This window comes from Streptomyces sp. NPDC059455, assembly GCF_042750115.1.
Taxonomy (GTDB): Bacteria; Actinomycetota; Actinomycetes; order Streptomycetales; family Streptomycetaceae; genus Streptomyces; species Streptomyces endocoffeicus.
Genome location: NZ_JBHYVB010000097.1, coordinates 17,323 through 40,506, shown reverse-complemented (window position 1 = coordinate 40,506; position 23,184 = coordinate 17,323). Strand labels below are relative to the sequence as shown.

The window sequence follows — 23,184 nt, the reverse complement described above, 5'->3', positions numbered from 1 at the left end:
CAGCCCCGAAAACACCGTCTGCACGAGCTCGTTGACATTCTTCACGGGAATGTCAACGACCCTCACGACTCTCCGTTACCACCGAATGTGAGACAGGGCCGTTGATTGGACAGACCCGGATCCGGATACGTCGACTGGCGTGCTCGATGACCGCCAACACGTACAGTCGGGCCCCGGACAAGGTGACCGTTTCCAGAAAGTCGCAGGCCAGCAGGGCATCGGCCTGGGAACGCAAGAAGTCGGCCCACGTGCTGCAGGCCCGCTCGGGTGCCGGGTCGATCCCAGCTTCCTTCAAGATCTGTCAGACAGTGGACGCGGCGACCTTCACACCCAGCACAAGAAGTTCACCGTGCACCCTCCTGTAGCCCCAACCGGGATTCTCCTTCGCCAGAGGCAGCACCAGGGCCCGGACGGAACGCACGGTACGGGGCCTGCCCGGATGCCTGGGCCGGGAGATGGCCGCGTGGCGGTGTGCGAGTAGGTCGCGGTGCCAGCGCACCGTGTCGGGACGGACCACCAGTCGCGGTCTGCTCAGCATGTCCCGTGGCAGCCGGTGCAGCAGTGCGGCCAGGATCGCCCGGTCGCCTGGAGTGAACCGCACCCTCTCCTTGCCGAGTTGCCGCTCCAGCACCATGAGCTGGTGGCGCAGGACGAGGATCTCCGTGTCCTTGTCGCGGTCGCTCATCGGCAGCAGGCGAAGCATGGCGAACGCGTGAGTTACAGCCAGGTAGCCCAGTCGCAGTAGGACGGCCGACCATCATTCCTCGGCGATCGATACCCGCGCGAGAGCGCGTCTCAACCGATCGCCATCGAAGCCCGAACACCCCCGCTCACTGCCTCCCATCAGGACGGACGGATTTTCGGCAAGCGCAGGGTCGGGTAGGACTGCGCGTAAACCAGATCGGGCAACCGATCCGATCCAGCGTTCCGCGATGGCGTTCATTCGGGGCACTTGGGGCAGTGTCGGAATGACGTGCACGCCGATCGCCTGGAAGACGGCGTCGGAGCTGGCGGTGAAGTAGGCTCCGCGGTCCCGGATGAGGAAGCTGATCGACTCTGCGCGGTCACCGAGGTCCATGAGGTAGTTCCGCGCTTGCTGGGTGATCCGGGGGCCGGTCGGGTGCCGGGTGACGCCGGCGATGTGCACGCGGCGGGTGCCGTGGTCGATGAAGAACAGCACGAACCGTCGCCGCAGGAAGACCGTGTCGATGTGGAAGAGGTCGGTGGCCACGATGGCGGAGGCCTGGGCTTTGAGGGACTTCCGCGTTCCCGCTCATGATCCGGACACAGCGGCCAGTGAAACGCTCAGGCTAGCAGCGCCGGTATCACAGCGTTACTTGTCGCGATCCGTGGAGTCAGGAGGAGGTCGATTCGCGTGGTCGTAGGCTTCCTGCGACGCTGACACGTCGCCGAGATGCTCGATCGACCATTCCTGCAGCGCGCGCAGCGGCTCGCGCAGGGTGCGACCCGCCTCGGTGAGCGCGTACTCGACGCGGACCGGAACTTCGGGGTAGACGGTGCGGCGCACGAGCCCGTCCCGTTCGAGCCCGCGGAGAGTCTGGGTGAGCATCTTCTGCGAGACGCCCTCAATGCGCCGGCGCAACTCTGAGAAGCGAGCGCTGCCGTCCCAGAGGGCGCCCACTATGAGCACCGTCCAACGGTCGCCAATGCGATCCAGGATGTGGCGAGTCGGGCAGTCCGCGCGGTAGGGGCTGCCGCGGAGCACCGACTCGGCCTGGGTGGTTACCACAAAGTGCCTTCTTCCCATTGGAGAGCTGCATTCATACGGTAGTCGCAACGCGTCCGTCCGACGCCACCCGTCCCGTAGAAAGGCACGTCGTGTCTCGCATTACCGTCATCGGCGGCACAGGCTATGCCGGTTCGGCCATCGTCGCGGAGGCCGCTGCTCGCGGTCACCAGGTCACCGCACTGAGCCGCTCGCTCCCCGACGCGCCCATCCCGAACGTGACCTATGTCCAAGGCGACGCCACCGACGAAGCAACGCTCTCGGCACCCATTGAGGGCGCGGACGTCGTAGTGGGCGCACTCGCCCCACGCGGCCCGCTGGCCGGCGCCTTCCGCGACGTCTACCGCACCATCGCGCGTCTGGCCGATACCGCAGGCGTACCCCTGTTCGTCGTCGGCGGCTACTCGTCGCTGCGCCCTGCACCCGGGGCGGATCGCTTCGTCACCGACCTCAGCCACATCCCCGCAGAGCTCCACGAAGAGATCCGCGCCGGGGCGGCGCTCATCATTGAGGACCTCCCGGCCACGCCCGCGACACTCGACTGGGTCTTTGTGAGCCCGGCGCTCAGGTTCGGCACACATATGCCCGGCGAACGACTCGGCCATTATCGGCTCGGCGACGACGTCGCGGTCCAGCCCGAGGACGGCGGCGCGATCTCCGCCGCGGACTACGCCCTCGGGCTCGTCGACCTGATCGAGAAAGGCGACCACCACAGGGCACAGGTCAACCTCGGCCACTGAGGTGATCCCAGCGAGATTCAGTTCGCTGTCTGGCGCTCGAAGCGTGTGATGACGAGGGCGGTCCGGGCGGTCTGAATGAATCCTTCTGGGGACTGATCGCGACGTGTTCGAGCGCGTTCCAGCGCTCGGTGAGCAGGGTGAAGCCGCGCTCGCCGAGGCCACAAAGCCTGCACGGGATGAGGCGCTCAGGGTCCCATCCACAGCTGCAGATAATCGGGAACCGAAGTGCGTTCCAGGGACATGTTCGAAACCGCCCACGCCCGCGCTCTCGCCGAAACGGGCCTACCCCAATCCATCGCGCAGTTACTGGCCGACGCCGACCAGGGCATCCGACGCGGCGGCCGCTACACCGACAGCGGCGACCTCACCGCCTGAGCGGACGGCCCCCGCCGCGGCCTGACCGACTGGCGCCCGAGCGTAAGGAAGGCATGCTCCATCATGGATGATGAATATGAAAAGACGCACTACCGGGGATTCGGACCCGTCCTCGGCCTGCCGATCCAGGACGCCCAGGTGGATCTCTCGGCCTTTCCCCCGGATCTCCAGTCGGTAGTGCAGGAGTTGTTCCCGCCCGTGCTCGAGAGGGCGAAGGAGCCGCTGGTCGGCATCACGACGGACGGGCACGTCGTACCCGATCTTTTCGCCCTCCAGGACACCGGCTGGAATCCCGAGCCCGCGAGAAAGGCGGCGACCGCCTTCCTCGACTGCCTCACTCCCGCGCAGCGCGAAGACGTCCTATTCGCCGTCGACGCGGACGAATGGCGTATGTGGATCAATGCCTTTCCGAACTGGGATCCGCACGGCCTGCGCCTAGAGGACCTTGAGCCCGCGCAGCGCGAGCGTGCGCTCGCGATCCTCGAGGCATCCTTATCCGCCACCGGCTTCTCCGACGCTCGGACGGCCATGAAACTCAACGCCGCGCTCGGCGAGCTGATCGACCAGTACCGCGACACCCTGACCGAATACTGTTATTTCTTCGCAGTGTTCGGCACCCCCTCGACAACGGAGCCGTGGGGATGGCAACTGTGGGGCCACCACCTCGACGTGCACTGCTTCATCATCGGCCGGCAGATGGTCCTCACCCCGACCTTCATCGGCGCCGAGCCCACCGAGGCCGACCGCGGTACCCACAAGGGCCTGCGCCTGTTCGACGAGCAGCGGACGGCCGGTCTCGACCTGCGGCGCAGCTTGCACCCTGAACAGGCACGTCAGGCCGTTCTCTACACATCGATCCGGGGGCAGGACCTGCCCGCCGAACTCGCCGACCCGGTCAACGGCAGGCACCTGGGTGGCGCCGCCCAAGACAACCGCGTCATCCCCTACGCGGGGCTGCCGGCCAACGGACTCTCCCACAGGCAACGGGAGTCGCTGCTCCACTTGGTGAAGACCTACGCGCAGCGACTCCCGGACGGTCCCGCCGCCGCGTTCATGGAAAGCATCGAGCAGCATCTCGACGACACGCACATCGCCTGGATCGGCGGGAGCGGCGACGATGACGCCTTCTACTACCGTATCCACAGCCCCGTCGTCCTGATCGAATACGACTGCCACCAAGGTGTCTTCCTCGACAACGACCAGCCCGAACCGTTCCACGTCCACACCATCGTGCGCACCCCCAACGGCGGCGACTACGGACGCGACCTGCTGCGCCGACACCTCGCCCGCCACCATCCACGGCAACGCATCGGACGCTGACTACTACCACTCGCCCGACCCAGACCGCGCCGAGCGCTCCCATTCGCGGGGCCCATGCCTGGATCCAACGCATGGCCCCACTTCGTATCGAAGTGCTCGGCGCGGCCCAGCTATCGTGGTCCGATACGGACACCGCAGAGGAGCGACCGGCGACAGGCGGCCCGGTTTCTCGCCATGAGGGGATATTCTCGAACGTTCGGCGGTGAGCGCTGGACCGCTACCGCACCGAAGTCCGGCGGCTCGCGGTCGCCGGACCTGACGCGATCACGTGCCACACAGCCGCGATCCTGACTCGTTGGTGTCCTGCGGAGGATCACTCTAAAGCGTGTTGCAGAAGGCCGTGAACTGGGAGCCTGAGCTGCGGGGGTGGCGCGGTCGGCTCATGCGGTGAGGGCGAGGTTGTGCATGTGGGCGACGGCCTGGACGGCGTGATGGAGGCCGTTGCCGTGCTGTCGGCAGTCGCGGAGGATCTTGTGGTTCCCCAGCGGCCAGAGAACCGGCAGTCGCGCACGACGATGTTCCCGCTCGGCACGCCCACACGGTGGCCGTCCTCGTCCCGGCCGGACTTGACGGCGACGCAGTCGTCGTTGGTGTTGAACCGGCAACCGGTGATGAGCACGTCCGAGCAGCACTCCGGATCGCAGCCTGAAGGGTGTCTTTATTGCCGCGCGGTGGTTGACCTGGAGCTTTTCGTTCGCCCAAGTATGGGCGCGATCACTGATCGTGGGTCTACGACTGCTCTACCTGATCTTCTGCCGACTACTGGGCCGCCTCCTCTTGCTGGGCCGATCGACCGCCGTGAGCAACGCCGAGATCCTCGCGCTTCGCCATGAGGTCGCAGTCCTGCGCCGGCAGATCGAGCGTCCGCGGCTCTCATGGGCTGATCGTGCCGTGCTCTCCGCTCTCGCGCGGCACCTTCCACCCGTCTTACGCCGCCACCGGCTGGTCACCCCGAGCACACTGCTGACCTTGTAGGTGCCGAGAAGTATGTCCGTGCAGGTCATGCGACGTGGTGGTACTCGTGGAGGATGCCGCTGAGGCGGTCGCGTCGGTGGACGTCGAGGTGGGCGAGCCTGTCCGGTTGGACGACCGGTGGATGGCTTGAGGCCATTGACTGTTTGCTATAGCAGAACTATCTTCGGTGGCATGAGCGCTGACGCCCTAGGTCCCGTGGAGACCACGTCGCTGGCCGACCAGGCATACCGGCGGCTTCGGGCCGCTGTCCGGGAGGGTGTCCTGCGGCCGGGTGAGAGGATCACCGAACGCGATCTCGCGGCCCGCCTGGGTGTGAGTCCCACCCCCGTCCGGGAGGCGCTGCGGCAGTTGGTGCACGAGAGGGTCGTCGAGAGGGTGGGTCCGCGTGCCTTGCGGATCGCAGAGCACTCCTCGGCGGCCCGTTCCGAGATCGTCGAGGCCGAGGTCCGCCTGTCCGCCCTCATGGCCCGCATCGCTGCCCGCAACGCCACCGCGGAGCAGCTCACCGGCCTGGTCTCACTGCTCACTCAGACCGACCAGATCGTCGTCGGCATCGAGGAGACCGTCGCGGAGCAGGGCATGGAAGCCGATGTGGCCGACCGGCTCGCCGATGTCTTCCATAAGCTGCGCCTCTTTCACCGCCAGGTCGAGGCGTGCGCGGGCAACCCCGTTCTGGAGGGCCTGCTGGGTCAGGCCCGGGCCTTCAGCGAAGAGGAGCGGCTCGACCTCACTATGCGCCTCGTGCCCGAGCGCGCCGAGGCGTTCCGTGCCCGCTACCACGAGCACCGCGAGCTCCTGGACGCCCTCCTCGAGCGAGACGAGGACCGCGCCGAAGAACTCGCCGCGCGGCACCACCGCGCCGCCCTCGTCCAGTTGTCGGGCGGCTGACCCTCGACCCGCTTGCCTGCCCTGCTTGCCCGCCCCGCCGGAGTGTGGGATGCGTCCGGCGGGCAGATCTTCCCCCCCATTTGCTATAGCATGTAGCACAGGAGTCACCGCCACATGACGCTCGATTCCCCACCCGCCTCCGACCCGGCCACGACACCGCCCCACCCGGCAGTGGGCGAGCGCATGAACCGTGGCGCGGTGCTCTGGGTGACCCTCGCCGTGTTCGCCCAGGAAGCGGTCTGGAACTTCTACGACGCCCAGGTTCCCGAGCAGTTGCGGCACTACTTCACCTCCGCGGGCGTGATCGGGCTGATCATGGGCCTGGACCACTCCTGGGGCATCTTCACCCAGCCGTCCGTCGGATTCCTCTCCGACAAACTCGCCCGCCGCCGCACCGGCCGGTGGCCGATCGTCCTGGTCGGCGCCGCACTCGCCGGCGTGCCGTTCATCCTCATCCCCTGGGCGACGAACCTGCCGGCGCTGATGGTGTGCGTGGTCGGCTTCGCCGCGATCGCCAACGCCTTCAAGGGCGTCACAGAGACCCTGATCTCGGACTACGTCGCGCCGTCCGCCCGCAGCAAGGCCCAGGGCTTCATCAAGGCCGGCGTCAGCCTGACCATCGTCGTCTCTTCTCTGATCAGCCTCCTGGTCGTCGACCGGTCCCTCCGCCTCGCCTTCGCGATCCCCCCGCTGCTGATGCTGATCACGCTCGGTCTGTCCTGGGCCTTCCTCGGCCGCCACCACGCCGACGCCGTCATACCCGTCGAGGAGACGGCCGACCGGGAGGCGGCCGAGGAGGTGGGGGAGTTCGGCTCCGCGTGGGCGGTGCTGAGGGACGCGCTGCGTTCCCCGTCCAGCCCGACGCTGCTGCTGATGATCGGCATCTTCTGCTTCGCCGGCATGTGGTCCGCGCTGCGCTCGCTGATGACCCCGTACGGCACGCAGGTGCTCGGCCTGACCCGCGGCGAAGCCGGCGGCCTCACCCTCCCGGGCGCGGTCGCGTTCCTGCTGGCCGTGGTGCCGATCGCCTACGCCTCGAATCGGCTCGGGCAACTGCGCGCGGTGCGGTATGGCGTCGTCCTGTTCATCGCCGGAGTCCTGGTCGGTTTCACCGTCCCCACTGCCCCGGGCACCGTCGCGGCGATGGTGCTCTCCTCCCTCGGGTACGCGTCGTTCGCGGTCAACGCGCTCGTCGCGCTGTGGAACCTCGCGCCGACGCAGAGGGTGCTGGGCACGTACACCGCCCTCTACACCATCGCGTCCGCGTCCGGGATGGCGCTGGGCCCGGCCGTCCTCGGCACCACGGTCGACCTGACCAGTTGGCGCTACATGTTCCTCAACGGTGCCGTCTTCGCCGGTGTCACCCTCCTCGTCTTCACCCGCCTGGCCCGACGCGCCCCTGACCACGCCACCGCCTGACGCCCCACGACTTCTGCCCCTCGGGCATGAGGAAAGGCACCACACTCATGAAACTCCGCATCCTGGCCCCCACCGGCGCGCTCGGTGCCGGGTTCGACGCCGACGCGTTCGCGCGTGGCCTCGCCGCCCGCCCGGACGTGATCGCCTGCGACGCCGGCTCCACCGATTCCGGCCCCGCCGCCCTCGGCTCGGGACTTCCGAAGCTGTCCGCCCAGGCGGTCACCCGCGACCTGCGCCTGCTGCTGAAGGCCCGTGACGAGCTCGGTGTGCCGCTGATCATCGGCTCCTGCGGCACCTCTGGCCGCGACCAGGGAGTCGACTGGGTCGCCTCCCTCACCCGTTCCCTCGCCGCTGAGGAGAATCTGCACTTCAAGCTCGGCCTGATCTACGCCGACCAGCCCGTCCAGCGTCTGAAGGATCTCTACGACACCGGCCGGATCCGGCCCTTGGCGAACGCTCCGGAGATCGACCGGGAGCTGTTCGAGCGCGGCCACACCGTCGCGATGATGGGCGTCGAGCCCCTCCAGGAAGCCCTCCGCAACGGCTGCGACGTCGTCCTCGCCGGCCGCGCCAGCGACACCGCCCTGTTCGCGGCTCTACCCCAGATGCGAGGTGCCGACCCCGGCCTGACCTGGCATATGGCCAAGACCATCGAGTGCGGCGCCGCCTGTGCCATCCCGCCGTCGGCCAACGGCCTGCTCGCCACACTGCGGGAGGACCACTTCGACGTCACCACGCTGGCCACCGGTACCCGCCTGACCCCCCGGTCGGTCGCCGCGCACACCCTGTACGAGAACGCCGACCCGTATCACATCGCCGAACCCTCAGGCGTGCTGGACACCACCGGGGCGACCTACGAACCGGTCGACGAGCGCACCGTCCGCGTCCGCGGCGCCCGCTACATCCCGGCCGACGGCTACACCAACAAGCTCGAAGGCGCCGAGCTCGTCGGCTACCAGACCGTCATCATCGGCGGCGTGCGCGACCGCATCGTCATCGACGCCCTCCCCAAGCTTCTGCCGACGGCCAAGCGGTACTTCGACGCCAAGATCCTCGACGTCTTCAACGGCCGGGTCGACCCCGCCGACATCGACATCGACTACCGCCTCTACGGCGCCGGAGCCGTCCTCAACGGCAGCGAACCCGCCCCGCTCACCCCACATGAACTGGGCGTCCTGATCACCATCACCGCACCCGACCAGGAGACCGCCCACGCCATCGCCACATTCGTCGCCCACGCCAGCAGCCACCTGCCCATCGCCGAGTACGACGGCCTGGTCTCCACTCTCGCCTATCCCTATTCCCCGCCCGAGATGGACCGCGGAGCCCTGTACCGCTTCACCCTCAACCACGTCGCCACCGGCGTCACCCCCACCGAGCTGTTCCGCACCGTCACAGAGGAGCTCTGACTCCATGACCACCTTGCTCGACTACTGCTCCCTGGTCCGCTCGAAGAACGCCGGCCCCTTCACCCTCACCTTCGACTTCATGTGCCACGACCAGGCCGCCTACGACGCCCTTGTCGCCACCGGCTTCCTCGACAAGCACCTCTTCGCCACCCTTTACGGCACTGACCCCGACCAGATCCTCGTCGTCAACCACCCCCTTGCCCTCGCCGTCAAGGTCTCCCTCCCACGGCCCACCGTCCAGGGCGCCCTCCAAGACACCGACTGCTACGCGGGCCAGCAGTACGCCCCACTCATGGACATGGAAATCGCCCCGGTATGACGCGAACGATCGCTGTCGTAGAGCCGTTTGGCCAATCCCTCGGTGTTGCATTTTCTTTGTTTTGCACTTTCCGCTCCACACCTCCGGGGTATTCTGTGGAATACAGTCGATCTGTCCGACCGGCGCATGGCGCATCCTCGTTCGTGCGAAGGTAGCGGGAGGCCGGGCCTCTCCCCACCACTTCCGGGGAAGGCGCGCAATTCATTCCGGGGATGCCGGACATGAGGCGGCAGGCTGTTCTTTGCCGATGAGCAACTATTGAGGAAGCGTGAGCGAAGTGGGAATGTCCAGGTCGAAGAAGAACGCTGTCGGCTGGGTCGTCAGCATATGCGTGATGGCCGCAGGGCCAGTCCTCGCGGGATGTTCGGCGGACTCGACGAACACGAAGGACACGAAGGGCTCGACCCCGACCGCCATAACCACCCCGTCCCCGAAAGGGCAGTCGGGTGATCAGTCCACGGTGCAGGGGGTTGTGGCCAAGTGGGTGACCGCGGTCGTCGAGGACCGTCCCAAGGATGCCTGCTTGGTCATGGCGACACCGGCCACCGACGGGTCTCCCGCGAAGCCCGGCACCGCGGCGATGTGCGGAGGCAAGGGGCCGGAGGCGCAACAGATGGTGGATCAAATTCACCGCATGCACGCCTCGTTCGCACCTGACCAGCCGAAGAATCCCCCGACGGTGAAGGTCGCCGAGGTCCCGGTCGCGGGCAAGAAGGCGACTGTCGACGGTAAGCAGATCACCGTGGACGGTCAGACGTTGAAGGCCATCGTCCTTTCGCACTCCACCGGAGTGGAGGAGAACCAGGTCGGTATCAGGATCGAGGCCGGCGTTGTGGAAGGTCGTTGGTACGTGACCAATCTGGGTCTCTCCGTCGGCTGACGTCACGGTATCGGCGGCTGAACCTGTGCCGCTCGAAAAGTCATCGTTGCACGTCATGCTGCATGTCTGTATTCGTTGATGAGGCCGCCGAGGATCCGGGTGCGCAGGACTTTTTGGATGTGGAGGTCATGCGTCGCGGCGGGTGGTTCGTGAGCGTCGGGTGGTAGTTGGCTGCGGGATTGATGGGGGCGGTGCTCGTTGTAGTGCCGTTCGTAGGCGGCGAGGACGTGGCGGGCGTGGGTCTCGGTCATGATGAGGAAGTGGTCGAGGGCTTCGCGTCGGATGCTGCCGATGATGCGTTCGCAGTGCGCGTTCATGCGGGGAGCTTGTGGCGCACTTTTGATGATCTCCATCTCCTCGGCCTGGAAGACGGCGTCGAATGCCTTGCCGTACTTGCCATCGCGGTCGCGCAGCGTGAAAGAAGTCTGCCGCGGTGATCCCCTTGGCTTGCGCGGTCAGGAACTCGCGCCACGTGGGGCCTGAGCGACGTGGCGCGGGGTCGATGCCGGCTGCGTTGAGGATCTCCCAGACCGTGGAGGCGGCGATCCGATGCCCGAGTCGGGTCAGTTCACCTTGGATCCGCCTGTGCCCCCACCGCGGATTCTCCCGGGCCGGCTGCAGTACGAGTGTCTTGATCGCTGCCGTAGTGGGTGGGCGTCCGGTGCGTCGGCGCGCGGTGTAATCCCACTTCGCGGCGATGAATCTGCGGTGCCAGGCGAGCAGGGTGCCGGGGGTGATCGGGAAGGTCTTGAGCCAGTGGCGTCGGGGTATCAGCCCGGACAGGGCTGCGAACCAGAACCGGTCGGCGGGCTCATAGCGCTGCCCTTGCCGGAAACCTCATCCGTGCAGGTCACGCGGCATGCCGGTACTCGTGAAGGATGCCGCCGAGGCGATCGCGTCGACGTATGGCGAGGCGGGCTAATGTGTCCGGGTCGTCGATCGGCGGGGGCAGGGGCTGTAGCGGTCTGGCGTTCGCGATGCCCTGGTGTGGTCGGTGTCCGTTGTAGAACTGCTCGAACTCGCGCAGGGCGTGGAGCAGATGTGGCTGGTTCCAGATCAATGTCCGGTCCAGGAGCTCGCGGCGACAGGTCTGTATCCACCTTTCCATGATCGAGTTCATCCTCGGTATCTGGATGCCGCTGAGTACGACGTCGATCCCCGCGTCCTTGAGGACGGCATCGAAGAGGGCGGGGAACTTCCCGTCCCGGTCCCGGATCATGAACCGTGCCCGGTAGCCGAGGTCTTCGAGGTCCATGACGAGGTTCTTCGCCGCTTGCGCTACCCAGGAGGCGGTGGGATGCGTGGTGGCGCCCAGGATTCGGATCCGGCGACTGCCGTGTTCGATCACCACGAGCACGTACATCCGTACCCCCGACAGAGTGATGGTCTCCAGGAAGTCGCAGGCCAGCAGGGCATCAGCCTGGGAGCGGAGGAAGGTGGCCCAGGTACTGGAGTTCCGCTCGGGTGCTGGGTCGATGCCGGCCTCCTTCAAGATCTCCCAGATGCTGTACCCCCAGCTCGGGTTCTCCTTCGCCAGCCGCAGCACCAGGACGCGGATCGAGCGCACCGTGCGCGGCCGTCCCGGACGCTTGGCCCGGCAGGAGGCGGCATGGCGGCGCGCGATGAGGGTGCCGTGCCAACACAGCACCGTGTCAGGGCGTACAAGCAGCCGTAATCTTCGCAGGACGTGCAGTGGCAGCCGGTGCAGCAGCGCCGCCAGGAACGCCCGATCTCTGGGCGTGAACCGGATCTTGTCCTTGCCGAGTTGGCGTTCCAGCACGGTGATCTGGTGGCGCAGGGCGAGGATCTCCGCGTCCTTACCTCGGTCGGTCATCGGCAGCAGGCGAAGCATCGCGAACGCGTTCGACACACCCAAGTAAGCCAGTCGCAGCAGCACGATCGATCATCATGACGTGCTGACAGCAGCTGCGCGAGAGTGTCGGCTCGAGCGACTGCGGCCAAGGTCTCGGGAATCCGAAGAAGCGGTACCCACCAGGGCGGATGAGATTTCCGGCAAGGGCAGGAACCAGCGGGTTCGGCGCCGCTTCACCGTGACTGAGCGGCGCAAGCGTGACGAGTTCGCGGCGGCGAGCCGCGTGTACGGCGTCGCAGCCGCCTGGGTGCCCCAGTGCCATGAATCCGCGGGGCGCCGACGTCGGGCTGCAGGGAGCCGTCGAGCCTTCTGAGTCCCATGTCGTACGGAAGGCGTGGAGCGAATCGATTCCACGCAAGCGCTTCGACGGATGCTACGACCGGCGGAATGCGGGGTCAATCCCGTGCCGTGAAGCGACGGCGGCGCCGACGAGCGGCCCGAAGCCCCGCTGCTTCGGCTGGTGCTCTCCGAATCGGCCCTTCGCCACATGAGCTTGGCGGCTGCGTTCCTGCTCACCCGTATGATGGGCAGTCACCCATAATCCGGCGGCCCGCCGTCGGGCAGGCCCGCGCGGCCCCCGATGGGAAGACTGGCCGCCCATCACCTGCCGCCGCCCCGCGACTGTTCCAGCGTCCCGATCGGTCCCGAACTGCCGGAATCGGCCGTCGAATCGATTCCGCGCCAAGGTTCGCAACAGGTGACTCCGCACTCTTGACAGTCCACGAAGCCGGGAGCACCGTCTCCCCCCGAACCCTCTCTGCAATCTCGCTGCGGAAACGGCACCTTCAAGCGCTTCCGGATTGTCAGCGCCACCACAGACGACCCGATCGGGTCGCGCCGGCACGGTAGGGAGATCAGATGAGAACCATGCGTACAAGGTGCCATCCGCTGTCCGTGCGCGGGGGCGTGCGACGGTTGTTCGCGGCGGTAGGGCGCGGTGGCAGGCCGGGCCGTGTGCCGGGCCGGGCACACGTCCCTCTGCCGACGCGCTCGCCCGGCTCAGCGGCGACAGTGTTCGCCCGGGCGGGAGCCGCGGCCGTGTTCGTCGCCGGCGCGCTTGTCGGCGCCACGGCCACGGCGGGTACGGCCCGTGCTGACACGTCCGGGCCGTGCGACATCTACGCGACAGGCGGTACCCCCTGCGTGGCGGCGCACAGCACGACGCGAGCGTTGTACGCCTCGTACAACGGGCCGCTTTACCAGGTCCGGCGTGCCTCGGACAACAGCACCCGGAACATCGGCGTCCTGAGCGCGGGCGGATACGCCGACGCCGCCGCTCAGGACTCGTTCTGCTCGGGGACGACCTGTCTCATCACGATCATCTATGACCAGTCCGGCCGCGGCAACAACCTCACCCAGGCGCCCGGCGGCGGTGCTGCGGGCGGCCCCGACAACCTCGCGAACGCGACCGCCGCGCCCACCATGGTGGGAGGTCACAAGGCCTACGGCGTTTTCGTGGCGCCCGGCACGGGTTACCGCAACAACCACACCAACGGCATCGCGACCGGGGACAACCCCGAGGGTATGTACGCGATCTTCGACGGCACGCACTACAACGGCGGATGCTGCTTCGACTACGGCAACGCCGAGACGGACAGCAACGACGACGGCAACGGCACCATGGAGGCCATCTACTTCGGCAACATCAGGGTCTGGGGCTACGGTTCGGGCAACGGCCCCTGGATCATGGCCGATTTGGAGAACGGCCTGTTCTCCGGGGTGAACCAGCGCTACAACGCGGGCGACCCGACCATCAACTACCGGTACACGACCGCCATCATCAAGGGCGGCCCGAACCACTGGGCGATCCGTGGGGGCAACGCCCAGTCCGGCGCCCTGTCCACTTTCTACGACGGGCCGCGTCCAGGCGTCCCGGGCTACAACCCGATGCGGAAGCAGGGTGCCATCATCCTGGGCACCGGCGGGGACAACAGTAAGGGCGCCCAAGGCACCTTCTATGAGGGCGTGATGACCTCAGGCTACCCGTCGGACGCCACCGAGAACGCGGTCCAGGCCAACATCACCGCTGCCGGATACAGCAACTCCTCCGGCGGGACGAGCACGGGCGCGCTGCACGCGGTGGGGGCGGGCAAGTGCCTGGACGTGCCCAACTCGTCCACCACGGCCGGTACTCAGCTACAGATCTGGGACTGCGGCGGCGGTGCCAACCAGACCTGGGCCCGCACGCCCTCCAGCCAGCTGACCGTCTACAGCGGCAGCAGCCAGATGTGCCTGGACGCGTACAACCACCAGACGTCCGCCGGCACCAAGGTGGTGACCTGGCCATGCAATGGCGGCGCCAACCAGCAGTGGCAGCTGAACTCCGACGGCACCGTCACCGGCACCCAGTCCGGACTCTGCCTCGACGTCACCGGCGCTTCCACCGCAAACGGCGCCCTGGCGGAACTCTGGCCGTGCAACGGTGGGTCCAACCAGCAATGGAATCTCGACTGACGTGACCGGCCCGTGACCGGCCCGTGGCCGGCTCACCACCGTCACGGGCCACTCGCCACCGGATACGGGCATCCGCGTGCCCGGCGCCCGGCGGCACCTCCCGGATCTTCCGACCGTCCGGCCGAATCGCCGTATTCCCCTCGCCCGGACCCGGCAGGGGGGCGCGTCACGCAGGCGGCTTCGGCGGCGAACAACGCCACACCGCCCCGGCGCCACCGGTCCCCACGCGCCACCGCTGGAGGATGACGATGTCCGGAGCCAGAGCGCTCCGCGGCCTCTGGGCCGCCCCCGTAGCTGTGCTCGCCCTACTGGTCGGGAGCCTGGCCACGGCCGGGGCCACGTTCGCCGTACCGGCCGAGCGCCACGCGTCGGCCGCCGCCCTGTACGTGGCTCCGGGTGCGGATCCCGACGGGGACGGCACCGCCGGGCAGCCATTCGCGACGATCGACCAGGCGCAGCGGCCCGCGCACCAGCTCTCGGCCGATGCGGACGTCGTGGTCTACCTGGCCGGGGGGACCTACCGGTTGTCCAAGCCGCTGACCTTCGGCTCCGGCGACGGCGGCCAGAACGGCCACACCATCACCTACCAGGCCGCGTCCGGGCAGCAGCCGGTCGTGACCGGTGCCCGCCCGGTGGTGAATTGGCAGGTGCATGATCAGTCGACCAACATCTGGTCGGCCCACATCGGCACCGGCGTGAACACGCGCCAGTTGTACGTGAACGGCAAGGAGGCGCCGCGGGCGGCGATCCAGGTGCCCCGCTCCGCCTTCACCTTCACCCAGACCGGCCTGACCGTCACCGACCCCTCCCTCGACTACCTGGCCGGTCTCTCGGACAAGAGCCACATGGAAGTCGAGAGCGTCAACTCCTTCACCGACCGCTACGCCCCGGTTCAGTCGATCAGCGGCAGAACCATCACCATGCAGCAGCCCGCCTGGAACAACAACTCGTGGGGCTACGACACCATCAACGCGCCGTTCGCCGGTGGGACCATGTATCTGGAGAACAACTACGCGTTCCTCAAGCAGGCCGGACAGTGGTACCTCGACTCGTCCACCGGCGATCTGTACTACCGGGCCCAGCCGGGGCAGAACCCCAACACCCTCGATGTCGAACTGCCCCAATTGCAGAGCCTGCTCGGCATCAGCGGCAGCTACGGCTCACCGGCGACCGGTCTGGGATTCGCCGGCATCCGGTTCACGGGAACCTCCTGGCTCGGCCCGAGCGGATCCGACGGCTACGCGGACCAGCAGAGCGGCGCGCACATCACCGGCGCCCACGCGATGCCCGCCAACTGGCTGAGCACCTGCAAGTCGGGCTGTACGCAGTTCGAGGCCACCCGTAACCACTGGGTGCAGATGCCCGCGGCCGTACAGGTCTCCGCCGCCACCGGCATCACGTTCTCCGGCAACACCTTCTCCGAACTCGGGCAGGCCGGACTGGGCGTGGGCAACGACGGTGCCGCCACGGCCTCCGGCACCGGACTCGGCGCGGGCGACATCACCATCACCGATAACACGTTCACCGACATCGCCGGCAGTGGCAGCCAGGTCGGCGGGATCCAGCCGGACGCGCACCACCCCGGCAACCCGCAGATGACCAACCATGACATCACCGTCAGCAACAACCGGGTGAGCGGGGTGGGCCTTCAACGCGGGGGTCCAGGCCGCGGACGCGGCGGGCTGGATCAAACCGCCCCGTCCCCTGCGTGGCCAGGTGCGGCATTCCTCAGCGGCGGCCCGCACTTCCGGTCTCCTGGGCTCCGTGAACCGGCGTACGTGAACGTCACCCGCCGCACCGGCACCATGCCCGCGGACGCGCCCCGGGAGTGGGCGCCTCCTTCCGCAACCCGGCCCAGGAGTGATGAATCATGCCCGTGTCCACTGCGAGGGCCAGGCGACGGTTGTCGCTGTCCCTGCGGATGTCCTTGCGCAGAACATCGACGCTCATCGTCTCGGTCCTGCTGCTCACCGCGGCCGTTCCCCTCGTCTCCCTCGGATCGGCACAACCCGCCGCCGCACTCGGCAACGGGCTCGCGCTGACCCCGCAGATGGGTTTCAACGACTGGAACGCGTACGGCTGCAATGTCTCCGAGTCGCTCATCAAGTCCACCGCGCAGGCGATGCACACCAACGGCATGCAGGCGGCGGGCTACTCATACGTCAACATCGACGACTGCTGGATGACCCACAGCCGCGACTCCGGCGGCCGCCTGGTGCCGGACCCGGCCAAGTTCCCGGACGGCATCAAGGGCACCGCGGACTACGTGCACTCGCTGGGGCTGAAGCTGGGGATCTACGAGGACGCGGGCACCGCGACCTGCGCCGGGTATCCGGGCAGCCTGGGGCACGAGACCACGGACGCGCAGTCGTTCGCTTCCTGGGGCGTGGACTATCTGAAGTACGACAACTGCAACAACACAGGGGCGCCCGCGCGGACCCGGTACACCGTGATGCGTGACGCCCTGGCGGCCACCGGCCGGCCGATCCTGTTCAGCCTGTGCAACTGGGGCCAGGAGAACGTGTGGACCTGGGGCGCGGACGTGGGCAACAGCTGGCGCACCACCGGGGACATCAGCGCCAGCTTCTCCAGCATGCTGTCGATCTTCCACAGCAACGTGGGGCTGGCCTCCTACGCCGGTCCCGGCCACTGGAACGACCCGGACATGCTGGAGGTCGGCAACGGCTCACTGACGGCCACCGAGAGCCGCAGCGAGTTCAGTCTGTGGGCGGAGATGGCCGCGCCGCTGATCGCGGGCACCAACATCCCCTCGGCCAGTGCGGACACCCTGTCCACGCTGACCAACTCCCGGGTGATCGCGGTGGACCAGGATCCCCTGGGCAAGCAGGGGACCATGGTCTCCTCCTCGAGCGGCCTGGACGTGCTGGCCAAGCCGCTGGCCAATGGGGACGTGTCGGTGGCGCTGTTCAACGAGACGGGCTCGACGGCGACCATCACCACCACCGCGGCCGCGATCGGGAAGACCGGCGCGTCCGCCTACGCGCTGACCGACCTGTGGTCGGGAGCGTCCTCGACCACCTCCGGCACGATCAGCGCCTCGGTACCGGCACACGGCACGGTGATGTACCGGGTCGCGGGCGGCACCAGTGGCGGCGGCGGTACCAGCGTGACCGGCGCGCTGCACGCGGTGGGTGCCGGCAAGTGCCTGGACGTACCGGACTCGACCACGACCGCCGGCACCCAGGTGGAGATCTGGAGCTGCCACGGCGGGGACAACCAGACCTGGACGCACTCCACCTCCAACCAGCTCACCGTCTACTCCGGCAGCCGCCAGATGTGCCTGGACGCCTACGACAACCGGACCAGCCCCGGAACGAAGGTGGAGATCTGGTCGTGCAACGGCCAGGCCAACCAGCAGTGGACGCTGAACTCGAACGGCACGATCACCGGTGTCCAGTCCGGCCTGTGCCTGGACGTCACCGGAGGGGCCACGGCTGACGGCACCCTCGCCGAGCTGTGGACCTGCAACGGCAGCAGCAGCCAGCGCTGGACGCTGGGATGAGTCCCCCTCCGGCGCCTCGGCCCAGCACCGGCCGGGCCCTCCCGCGGGGCCTGCCCGCCACGGACAGCCGGGGCCTCCGCACCGACCACTGGCAGCTTCGGCGCCGCCGTGGGGCGGCACCGCCACAGAGGAGGTCGCCATGATCGAACCAGCCGTCCATCCCCGGCGAAGGAGATGGAAAGCCGTACTCCTTGTCGCCCTGGCGATGGCCCTGGCCGCGTTCGGCGCGCCGGCGTTCGCCAAATCATCGCACCCCCGGACCACCGCCACCATCCACCCGGCGGCCCACCGCGCGGCGGACGCGTCGCTTCCGTGTGACATCTACGCCGCGGGCGGTACGCCGTGTGTGACGGCGCACTCCACCACCAGGGCACTCTTCGCGTCGTACAACGGGCCGCTGTACCAGATCCAGCGGTCCTCCGATCAGAGCTACCGCGACATCGCGGTGCTCGGCGCGGGCGGATACGCCGACGCGGCTTCCCAGGTCTCGTTCTGCTCGGGCACGTCGTGCACGATCACCAAGATCTACGACCAGACCACCGAGCACAACGACCTGCCCATCTCCTGGGGCGGCTTCTGGAAGGGCCCTGGCCCGGGCGGATCCGACGTCGGGGCGGACGCCATGGCCCTGCCGGTGACCGCGGCCGGCCACCAGGTCTTCGGCGTCAAGGTCAAGCAAGGTGTCGGCTACCGGATCGACCACGCGAAGGGTGTGGCCACCGGTTCCCAGCCCGAAGGCATCTACATGGTGACGTCGTCGAACTACACCAACCAGTGGTGCTGCTTCGACTACGGCAGCGGGGAGAACTCCCACACCGACACCGGCAACGCCACCATGAACGCCATCTACTGGGGTAACGCCTGCTGGTTCAACGGGTGCACCGGCAACGGCCCGTGGGTCGAAGCCGATCTGGAGAACGGCATGTACCACACCAACACCGGCTCCAACAAGGACCCCAACAACACCGGTGTGCACTACCCGTTTGTCAGCGCGTGGCTGAAGAACAACGGCACCAGCAACTTCACCCTCAAATACGGCAACGGCAGTAGCGGCGGCCTGACCACCACCTTCTCCGGTCCCCTGCCGGGCGGTTACTCACCGATGAAGCTCGACAGTTCGGTCCTGCTCGGCACCGGGGGCGACAACAGTGTCTCGGGTACCGGCGAGTTCTTCGAAGGCGCGATGACGGCGGGCTACCCCTCCGACGCCACCGAGAACGCCGTGCAGGCCGCCATCACCGCCGCCGGCTACGGGGTGGGCGGCGGCGGTGGCAACACGACGGGTGCGCTGCGCGCGGTGGGTGCGGGCAGGTGCCTGGAGGTGCCGGGCGCGTCCACGACGCCGGGTACGCAGACCCAGATCCGCGACTGCGCCGGCGCGGCGAACCAGACCTGGTCGAAGACCGCCTCCCAGGAGCTCACCGTGTACTCCGGCGGCAGCCGGCTGTGCCTGGATGCCTCCGGCCGGGAGACCGGCCCCGGTACCAAGGTCATCACCTGGGCCTGCAACGGCCAGACCAACCAGCAGTGGAACCTCAACGCGGACGGCACCGTCACCAACGCCCAGTCCGGCCTGTGCCTGGACGTGACCGGCGCCGCCACCGCGAACGGCACCCCCGTCGAACTGTGGACCTGCAACGGGGGATCCAACCAGCAATGGTCACTGAGCTGACCTTGTGAGAGACCCGCGCTCGACACCGGGGCGGCATCCGACCGCCGCCCCGGCGGGCCACCGCGCCGCACCGCCCGAGCAGGGGAGCGGGACCCGTCCATGACGCGCGCCGCAGCCCAGCGCTGCCGAACCGGGAGGAGGATCGGATGAGGACGAGAGCGAGACCCGGCCGTCTGGCACTGACGGTCGGCATCGTCCTGGCGTTCGTGCTGTCATTGCTGTCGACGACCGCGAGCCGGGCCGCCGCGGGCGAGTCGCTGAGCGTGAATCTGGCATCGACGCGCGGGCCGTCGACCGGCGTGGGGGAGGGGTTCCTCTACGGCTTCAGCGAAGACGGCAGCCGACCGGCGGACCAGTTCCTCCAGCCGCTGGGGATCAACGCCTTCCGCGGCGGCGGATGGTTCTCCGGCGGCTGGATCAGGGACGGCTACCAGAACGGCTCGGCCACCCGGGCCGACGTCGACTCGATCGTCGCACAGGCGAAACGGCTCACCCGACCCCCCTATCACGCGCAATACCAGGTGCTGGTGAGCGACATCTACGGCGCGAACGGCGGCCAGCCGTCGAACACGAGGTATCCGTGCGACAACGGTGACTGCTCCAACTGGGTCAGCTTCATCGACTCCACGGTGGGAGCGCTGCGGGCTTCGGGGCTCACGTTCTCCTACGACATCTGGAACGAGCCGGACATCTCCGCGTTCTGGACCCGGGGGGTGAACAGCGCCCAGTACTTCCAGATGTGGGACACCGCCTACCGGGAGATCCGGCGCATCGCGCCCGGGGCGCGGATCGTCGGGCCGTCCTTCGCGTTCACCCCGGAGCGCAACCCGGGTGAATGGCGGACCTGGCTCGCGCATGTGAAGGCGGCCGGGACGGTGCCGGACATGATCGCCAACCACAACGAGGGCGATGTCGACGACCCGGTCACCGTCGCGCGGGCCCTGAACGGCGCCCTGACCGCGGCGGGCATCGGTCCGCTGCCGCTGTCCTCGAACGAGTACCAGCCGGCCGACCGGCAGACCGCCGGGGTGACGGCCTGGTACCTGGCGCGGTTCGCGCAGTCCGGGTACACCAACGCGATGCGCGGCAACTGGGTGTGCTGCGTCACCCCGAACCTGACCGGAGTCCTGACCCAGAGCGGGGGCAGCTGGCAGCCGACCGGCAACTGGTGGGCGCTTCGGGACTATGCCGACATGACCGGCACCCTCGTGGACACGTCCGGCCAGGTCGGCTCGACGGCATCTCGGCCGCCGAGGACTCCTCCGCCAAGCGAGCGGTGGCGGTCATCGGCGACTCGAACGGGTACACCGTTCTCCGTCTACCTGACACCGGCCTCTTCCGGCGGTGGCGCGGTCTACGCCACCCGCCCCTGGGCCAGTTATGGCGAGGGCCCCACCAAGATGGGCGGAGGCTCGTTCAGCGGACCGGTGGCCGGCAAACCACAGGACATCCGGTTCACCCGCAGCCGGGACAACAAGGTCCTCTACGCCACCGCGCTGGGCTGGCAGGGCGGCACCATGACCATCGCGACGCTGAACTCGAACCAGATCAACCTCAGCAGCCTGACAGGCGCCACACTGCTCGACAACACCGCCGGCTCCTCCATAGACCTGCCCGCTCCGACCCAGGATGCCTCCGGCCTGCACCTCACCATGCCCTCGTCCAACCCGCCGTTCAGCGCCCTGGCGTACACGGTCAAGCTCACCTTCTCCGGTGAGATCCCCGTCCTGGGCGTGCCGGGCGGCTCCCAGCTGATCGACCTCGGCAACGGCTACTACCGCATCATGAACCGCACCAACGGCATGGCCGCCGACAGTTGGGGCGATTCCGCCAACGGCGCTCCTGCCCGGCAGGAGGCATGGAACGGAGGGGACAACCAGCAGTGGCAGCTGGGCAGCCTCGGCGGCAACCGCTACCAGATCGTCAACCGAGGCACCGGCACCGCCCTCGACGGCAGCGGCAGTACCACGGTCGGCTCGACCACGGTGATGTGGACACCGAACTCCAGCACCAACAACGAATGGACCATCACCGGGGCCTGAGCGGCCACAGCGGCAAGCTTCCGGAAGAAGGAGTACATGAAACCCAAACGCCTCTTCATGTCCATCGCGGCTGCCGTACTTCTCGTCCTGGCAGCCCCGGGCACCTCGTTCAGCAGCGGCCTCGGCGCGCCCGCGTCGGCCACTGCCACCGGCGCCATCCGGGCGACTGCCGGGTGCGGCAAGCCCCCAGAGCTGACGAGTGGTACGCACACGATGCAGGTCGGCGGCCAGACCCGCAGTTACATACTGCGGATTCCTGCCGGCTACGACAGCAACCACCCCTACCGACTGATCTTCGGTTTCCACTGGCGGGGCGGCACGGCGGGCGACGTCGACTCGGGCGGCAGCGACGGGTACAACTGGTCCTACTACGGTCTGCGGCGCCTGGCGGACGCGAACAACAGCACGATCTTCGTCGCGCCCCAGGGCAATGGCAACGGCTGGGCCAACCCCGGCGGCCAGGACGTGGCCTTCGTCGACGCCATGGTCAGCCAGATCGAAGCAGGTCTGTGCGTCGACACCACCCAGGTGTTCTCCGCCGGATTCAGCTATGGCGCTGCGATGTCGTACGCCCTGGCCTGCTCGCGGGCGACGGTCTTCCGCGCGGTCGCGGTCTACTCCGGCGCGAACCTCAGCGGGTGCGACGGGGGCAACCAGCCCATCGCCTACATGGGTCTGCACGGCCTCAGGGACAACGTGCTGCCCATCGCGTCGGGACGGCAACTGCGCGACACCTTCGTCCGGACGAACGGCTGTACCCCGCAGAACCCGCCCGAGCCGTCCTACGGAAGCCTGACCCACATCATCACCACCTACTCCGGATGCAGGTCCGGATACCCCGTCGTCTGGGCCGCGTTCGACGGAGCGGGCCACGACCCCGGTCCCATAGACGGTTCCACCGGTGGCGGCTGGCGCACCTGGACATCGGCAGCGGTATGGCAGTTCTTCACACAGTTCGGCTCGAATCCGCCAGCGCCCTCCGGTAACCAGGAGATCGTCGGCCAGCAGTCGGGGCGCTGCCTCGACATCAACAACTCCACCACGGCCAACGGCACGCAGGCACAACTGTGGGACTGCAACGGCGGCTCCAACCAACGGTGGACCCACACCGCCGGGAAGCAGCTGGTGGTCTACGGCAACAAGTGCCTGGGCAGCTCCGGCCAGACGGGCAACGGCACCCCGGCGACGATCTGGGACTGTAGCGGGCAGGCAGATCAGCAGTGGAACATCAATCCCGACGGCACGATCACAGCGGTGCAGTCGGGGCTCTGCCTGGACGCCAACGGCCAGGGGACCGCCAACGGGACGAAAGTACAGCTGTGGAGTTGCACGGGCAGTACGAACCAGCGCTGGCACCTGGAGAACTGACACGCCGGGCCGGGCAGGGGCATCGTGCGGGCCTGGCGCCGCCCTCGAGCCTGAGGTTTGCGGGGGGGGTGAGTTAAACCCCCACGCCACCAAATCTGGCCCCCCCGGCAAAACACCCGACTTAAGTGCGGGTTCGATCACACCCGTATATAGGTGTGGTGGGGGTGACGTGGGGAGGAG

Annotated in this window: 18 protein-coding genes and 3 pseudogenes; 15 read left to right on the top strand and 6 right to left on the bottom strand. The window is 67.9% G+C overall.

Annotation, left to right across the window (positions count from 1 at the left end; all coding sequences use genetic code 11):
• Window positions 1-118 precede the first annotated feature (118 nt).
• The 3 genes and pseudogenes from ACFXB5_RS30025 to ACFXB5_RS30015 all read right to left on the bottom strand — a co-directional run.
• A pseudogene (locus tag ACFXB5_RS30025) lies at window positions 119-703 on the bottom strand (integrase); the annotation flags it as partial.
• 54 nt (window positions 704-757) lie between these two features.
• Entirely contained in the window at window positions 758-1,231 is a 474-nt protein-coding gene (locus ACFXB5_RS30020) for a hypothetical protein (protein ID WP_385213444.1), read from the bottom strand.
• Between the two features lie 102 nt (window positions 1,232-1,333).
• Complete coding sequence (locus ACFXB5_RS30015) at window positions 1,334-1,750, bottom strand: winged helix-turn-helix transcriptional regulator (protein ID WP_385213441.1); 417 nt, start codon at window positions 1,748-1,750, stop codon at window positions 1,334-1,336.
• Window positions 1,751-1,839: 89 nt separating this feature from the next.
• On the opposite strand from ACFXB5_RS30015, the gene ACFXB5_RS30010 reads away from it, so the two are divergent.
• The 3 genes from ACFXB5_RS30010 to ACFXB5_RS30000 all read left to right on the top strand — a co-directional run bounded on the left by ACFXB5_RS30010 (window position 1,840) and on the right by ACFXB5_RS30000 (window position 4,182).
• Window positions 1,840-2,487 (top strand): NAD(P)-dependent oxidoreductase, encoded by a 648-nt coding sequence (locus tag ACFXB5_RS30010; protein ID WP_385213438.1) that lies wholly within the window; start codon window positions 1,840-1,842, stop codon window positions 2,485-2,487.
• Between the two features lie 225 nt (window positions 2,488-2,712).
• Window positions 2,713-2,862 carry a hypothetical protein gene (locus ACFXB5_RS30005; RefSeq protein WP_385213435.1) on the top strand — a complete coding sequence of 50 codons (150 nt, stop codon included), beginning with the start codon at window positions 2,713-2,715 and terminating at the stop codon, window positions 2,860-2,862.
• Between the two features lie 63 nt (window positions 2,863-2,925).
• On the top strand, window positions 2,926-4,182 hold the full coding sequence (locus ACFXB5_RS30000; RefSeq protein ID WP_385213432.1) for a DUF3500 domain-containing protein: 1,257 nt from the start codon (window positions 2,926-2,928) through the stop codon (window positions 4,180-4,182).
• Between the two features lie 380 nt (window positions 4,183-4,562).
• Here the strand turns inward: ACFXB5_RS30000 and ACFXB5_RS29995 are convergent.
• A pseudogene (locus ACFXB5_RS29995) lies at window positions 4,563-4,661 on the bottom strand (IS5/IS1182 family transposase); the annotation flags it as partial.
• A gap of 244 nt (window positions 4,662-4,905) precedes the next feature.
• Between ACFXB5_RS29995 and ACFXB5_RS29990 the strand changes: the two are divergent.
• The 6 genes from ACFXB5_RS29990 (at window position 4,906) to ACFXB5_RS29965 (ending at window position 10,072) form a co-directional block, all read left to right on the top strand.
• Window positions 4,906-5,157 carry an integrase gene (locus ACFXB5_RS29990; protein ID WP_385213429.1) on the top strand — a complete coding sequence of 84 codons (252 nt, stop codon included), beginning with the start codon at window positions 4,906-4,908 and terminating at the stop codon, window positions 5,155-5,157.
• Between the two features lie 171 nt (window positions 5,158-5,328).
• Complete coding sequence (locus ACFXB5_RS29985) at window positions 5,329-6,045, top strand: GntR family transcriptional regulator (RefSeq protein WP_385213427.1); 717 nt, start codon at window positions 5,329-5,331, stop codon at window positions 6,043-6,045.
• A 114-nt stretch (window positions 6,046-6,159) separates the two neighbouring features.
• On the top strand, window positions 6,160-7,464 hold the full coding sequence (locus ACFXB5_RS29980) for an MFS transporter (protein WP_385213424.1): 1,305 nt from the start codon (window positions 6,160-6,162) through the stop codon (window positions 7,462-7,464).
• Window positions 7,465-7,511: 47 nt separating this feature from the next.
• Window positions 7,512-8,873, top strand: coding sequence for an acyclic terpene utilization AtuA family protein (locus ACFXB5_RS29975; RefSeq protein WP_385213421.1), 1,362 nt, complete (start codon window positions 7,512-7,514; stop codon window positions 8,871-8,873).
• 4 nt (window positions 8,874-8,877) lie between these two features.
• The gene (locus ACFXB5_RS29970; protein ID WP_385213418.1) at window positions 8,878-9,192 is read left to right on the top strand and encodes a DUF4387 domain-containing protein; all 315 of its coding nucleotides are present in this window, start codon (window positions 8,878-8,880) and stop codon (window positions 9,190-9,192) included.
• A gap of 268 nt (window positions 9,193-9,460) precedes the next feature.
• Window positions 9,461-10,072, top strand: coding sequence for a hypothetical protein (locus tag ACFXB5_RS29965; RefSeq protein WP_385213416.1), 612 nt, complete (start codon window positions 9,461-9,463; stop codon window positions 10,070-10,072).
• Between the two features lie 53 nt (window positions 10,073-10,125).
• Here the strand turns inward: ACFXB5_RS29965 and ACFXB5_RS29960 are convergent.
• Together ACFXB5_RS29960 and ACFXB5_RS29955 are read right to left on the bottom strand one after the other, a co-directional pair.
• Window positions 10,126-10,855 (bottom strand): annotated as a pseudogene (locus ACFXB5_RS29960) (integrase core domain-containing protein).
• Window positions 10,856-10,922: 67 nt separating this feature from the next.
• Complete coding sequence (locus ACFXB5_RS29955) at window positions 10,923-11,969, bottom strand: integrase core domain-containing protein (protein WP_385213414.1); 1,047 nt, start codon at window positions 11,967-11,969, stop codon at window positions 10,923-10,925.
• A gap of 834 nt (window positions 11,970-12,803) precedes the next feature.
• Here ACFXB5_RS29955 and ACFXB5_RS29950 point away from each other — a divergent pair.
• From ACFXB5_RS29950 to ACFXB5_RS29925, 6 genes are all read left to right on the top strand, one after another.
• Window positions 12,804-14,399 (top strand): arabinofuranosidase catalytic domain-containing protein, encoded by a 1,596-nt coding sequence (locus tag ACFXB5_RS29950; RefSeq protein WP_385213411.1) that lies wholly within the window; start codon window positions 12,804-12,806, stop codon window positions 14,397-14,399.
• A gap of 248 nt (window positions 14,400-14,647) precedes the next feature.
• Complete coding sequence (locus ACFXB5_RS29945) at window positions 14,648-16,441, top strand: right-handed parallel beta-helix repeat-containing protein (protein WP_385213408.1); 1,794 nt, start codon at window positions 14,648-14,650, stop codon at window positions 16,439-16,441.
• Window positions 16,327-17,922 (top strand): glycoside hydrolase family 27 protein, encoded by a 1,596-nt coding sequence (locus ACFXB5_RS29940; RefSeq protein WP_385213405.1) that lies wholly within the window; start codon window positions 16,327-16,329, stop codon window positions 17,920-17,922. Before ACFXB5_RS29945 ends, ACFXB5_RS29940 begins: the two co-directional genes overlap by 115 nt.
• Window positions 17,923-18,061: 139 nt before the next feature.
• On the top strand, window positions 18,062-19,594 hold the full coding sequence (locus ACFXB5_RS29935; RefSeq protein WP_385213402.1) for an arabinofuranosidase catalytic domain-containing protein: 1,533 nt from the start codon (window positions 18,062-18,064) through the stop codon (window positions 19,592-19,594).
• 146 nt (window positions 19,595-19,740) lie between these two features.
• Window positions 19,741-21,636, top strand: a complete 1,896-nt coding sequence (locus ACFXB5_RS29930; RefSeq protein WP_385213399.1) for an RICIN domain-containing protein — start codon at window positions 19,741-19,743, stop codon at window positions 21,634-21,636.
• Between the two features lie 57 nt (window positions 21,637-21,693).
• Window positions 21,694-23,004 (top strand): ricin-type beta-trefoil lectin domain protein, encoded by a 1,311-nt coding sequence (locus ACFXB5_RS29925; RefSeq protein ID WP_385213447.1) that lies wholly within the window; start codon window positions 21,694-21,696, stop codon window positions 23,002-23,004.
• Window positions 23,005-23,184: the final 180 nt, after the last annotated feature.

Bases quoted from the DNA above. Each gene is read 5' to 3' on its own strand.
- ACFXB5_RS29975 (WP_385213421.1), top strand. From the start codon at position 7,512: ATGAAACTCCGCATCCTGGCCCCCACCGGCGCGCTCGGTGCCGGGTTC.
- ACFXB5_RS30000 (WP_385213432.1), top strand. From the start codon at position 2,926: ATGGATGATGAATATGAAAAGACGCACTACCGGGGATTCGGACCCGTC.
- ACFXB5_RS29970 (WP_385213418.1), top strand. From the start codon at position 8,878: ATGACCACCTTGCTCGACTACTGCTCCCTGGTCCGCTCGAAGAACGCC.
- ACFXB5_RS29930 (WP_385213399.1), top strand. From the start codon at position 19,741: ATGAGGACGAGAGCGAGACCCGGCCGTCTGGCACTGACGGTCGGCATC.
- ACFXB5_RS29925 (WP_385213447.1), top strand. From the start codon at position 21,694: ATGTCCATCGCGGCTGCCGTACTTCTCGTCCTGGCAGCCCCGGGCACC.
- ACFXB5_RS29935 (WP_385213402.1), top strand. From the start codon at position 18,062: ATGATCGAACCAGCCGTCCATCCCCGGCGAAGGAGATGGAAAGCCGTA.
- ACFXB5_RS29980 (WP_385213424.1), top strand. From the start codon at position 6,160: ATGACGCTCGATTCCCCACCCGCCTCCGACCCGGCCACGACACCGCCC.
- ACFXB5_RS29950 (WP_385213411.1), top strand. From the start codon at position 12,804: ATGAGAACCATGCGTACAAGGTGCCATCCGCTGTCCGTGCGCGGGGGC.
- ACFXB5_RS29945 (WP_385213408.1), top strand. From the start codon at position 14,648: ATGTCCGGAGCCAGAGCGCTCCGCGGCCTCTGGGCCGCCCCCGTAGCT.
- ACFXB5_RS29985 (WP_385213427.1), top strand. From the start codon at position 5,329: ATGAGCGCTGACGCCCTAGGTCCCGTGGAGACCACGTCGCTGGCCGAC.